The 2387-nt window shown below is 56.7% G+C and carries 4 protein-coding genes; 3 read left to right on the forward strand and 1 reads right to left on the reverse strand.

Annotated elements, in window-relative coordinates; translation table 11 throughout:
- Window positions 1-647 precede the first annotated feature (647 nt).
- Window positions 648-995 (forward strand): DUF2147 domain-containing protein, encoded by a 348-nt coding sequence (locus VOI29_RS24755; protein WP_416361584.1) that lies wholly within the window; start codon window positions 648-650, stop codon window positions 993-995.
- 61 nt (window positions 996-1056) lie between these two features.
- Window positions 1057-1182 (forward strand): hypothetical protein, encoded by a 126-nt coding sequence (locus VOI29_RS24125; protein WP_323784389.1) that lies wholly within the window; start codon window positions 1057-1059, stop codon window positions 1180-1182.
- Between the two features lie 397 nt (window positions 1183-1579).
- On the opposite strand, the gene VOI29_RS24130 is transcribed toward VOI29_RS24125, so the two are convergent.
- Entirely contained in the window at window positions 1580-1903 is a 324-nt protein-coding gene (locus VOI29_RS24130) for an H-NS histone family protein (protein ID WP_323784391.1), read from the reverse strand.
- A gap of 192 nt (window positions 1904-2095) precedes the next feature.
- Here VOI29_RS24130 and VOI29_RS24135 point away from each other — a divergent pair.
- Window positions 2096-2387 (forward strand): metallopeptidase family protein (locus tag VOI29_RS24135; protein WP_323784392.1); only part of this gene is annotated, 292 nt, incomplete at its 3' end.

A 2387-nucleotide genomic window follows, 5' to 3' on the forward strand; every position in this document is an offset into this window, starting at 1 on the left:
TCGTTTCGGAGACACCCGGCTAGGCCGAGAACCACGGGCATTATTACCATTATTTGAAGTATAGATTTAACAGACATAATGAACTCCTCTGGCCGGGCACATCGGGATCCGCATTCCGGATGAAACGTGTTTCAGCCGGCAAAGACCCGGCACGATGCATCTGACGCTGGTATAATTTTGCGGCAAGAATCCGCAGCCGTCGCTAATACAGATTAGCTGCGGTGCCAAATTTCTTGCCCGCGGAGCACGGAAGACCGTAACCATGCCTGGAATGCAGAACGCCGCTCAGGTCAGTTCCGATCCGCCGGGAGCCACCTTCGGCAATGAACAACCACAACAATGGCGCGGCGGATAAATCCACGCCAACAGTGGCACTGGCGTGTAATGTAGGCGCTCAAGGCCCGGCGGCCAGTTGCGGCGGAATAAATCATACGCCTGACTGGTGTAAGTGCGGCCCGCCGCGCAGCCTAGTATCCTCTGCGCATGTCTGCTGCTCGTACGAAAGGGTTAACATGATCAGGGCAAAGGCTCAAAAGCTGCAACGGTCCAGCGGCCATGCGTCGGCTTGTCTGTGCATTGCTCTGCTCTTGTCGCTGCTGGCCGAAACTGCTGCTGGGGCGGAACGCCAAACGCCGTCCGGTGTCTGGATGCACGCAAACGAACGTATCCAGGTGCAGATCTTTTCATGCGGTGCCCGCCTATGCGGGAATATCGCTTGGTTCAGATGGCCAAATGATGCTGATGGGCAGCCGCTGGTAGATATAAAGAACAAGAACCCGGCGCTGCGCTCACGGCCTCTGTTGGGGCTAACCGTCCTCAGAGGCCTTCGCCGAACTACTAAAAACACATGGACGGGCGGGCGGATTTACAATCCGGACGACGGCAGAAACTATAATGTGCAGATGTCAATCCAAGACGACACCACGTTGAAGGTGCGCGCCTATTCTGTTGTCCCTGCAGCGGGAAAAACTCTAATCTGGACCCGCTCCCGGTGACCGTCGTTCATTTTTCAAGCTTGGGTCTGAACCTGTGGTCGGCCATGAGGCCGGGGGGCTTATGAACCGCCTGACGGCGCTCAAACGCACAGTTAATTCAATGCGGGGACGCTTCCTGCGCACGGTTGCCTTTGAATTTTCCTGCGGCGAGATTGTGGGGGATATTCTAACCACCATCGGGCGATGAACGCCAGCTTTTCCCTTCATGACGCGGGAACTGAGGGCGTGCAGGATACGCCCGAAGTGCCGAAACCCTATGTCCGTTCAAGGCTTAGACCCGTCATAACCCGAGACTGTGCGAACGACAGGAAGGTCCGCGACCTGTGAATTTGGCCCCTGACGATAGCTGCAGCATGCTTGAATGGCTGGTTTTCACGCCGCGTAGCGGCGCAGAAGATGATGCAAGCGCAGCGATTTTCGTGCTGCGAGCGCGCGCAGCGAGAAATTCCAAGGTACAAGTTGGGCTCCGACCGGGCGTTCGCCGCGCCAGGCGTGAATGACGGCAGGCAGCCCATGTTGCCAATTGCGCCCCGCGCAACTGTACGTGGTGCCGCCTGCGTTAGCCCACCAAATGAATTGCTGCTTCAGATCTCAAGATCCTCGAGGGACTTCCCAGCTTCCAAAGCTTCGTAGACCCAAGCAGGCTTACGCCCGCGGCCGCTCCAGGTTTGGGATCGGTCAGCTGGATTGGCGTATTTAGCAGGTGCCTTTGCGCTTGATTTACGCCCCTTTCCGCCATGCAGAGCAATAACCTCTTCAAAGGCCACGCCATGTTTTTCCGCAATGGCCAGCATTTCGGCATAAGCGTTTTTCTTTGCCTCGTCCTCTACTTCCACTTTGCGGACTTCGATTTCCTTGGCCAGCGCTTCCAATTCAGCGGCACTCAGCCCCTTTAGATCAATTGCCATATTTCACCTGTGTTTTCAGCTGATCTCGGTCAAAGCAGATATACCTTTCTGAGGCAAGCAGCTGGCCACAGCGGTGCGGTATCCGTCGCAGTCCGATTTGGGGCCGTAGGCTGCTGATCGCACCAGGCGTATGAGCTGCCTCCCTCCGGCTTGGCGGTTCACTACACCGCTCCGAGAAACCATATACAACGCATGCACCACGACTTTGACCATTTCGAGAAGATCGCTCGCGCCACTATAGCTTCCCTGCCGAGGGCCTTAAGGCCAGCTGCAGACAACGTCATTCTGCGCATTGCCGAATGGCCTGCGCCCGCCATGCTGGACGAACTTGGTTTTGCAAATCCATATGAACTGACGGGGCTCTACGAGGGAATACCTATGACCGAGAAATCGGTTCTCGACCTGGCGCCATCTCCGGATGTTGTCTGGCTCTTCCGCCAGCCGATCCTGGCGGAATGGCGCGACCGCGGTGATGTCGAGCTGA

The sequence above is a fragment of the Leisingera sp. genome, from assembly GCF_034669605.1.
Classification (GTDB): Bacteria; Pseudomonadota; Alphaproteobacteria; order Rhodobacterales; family Rhodobacteraceae; genus Leisingera.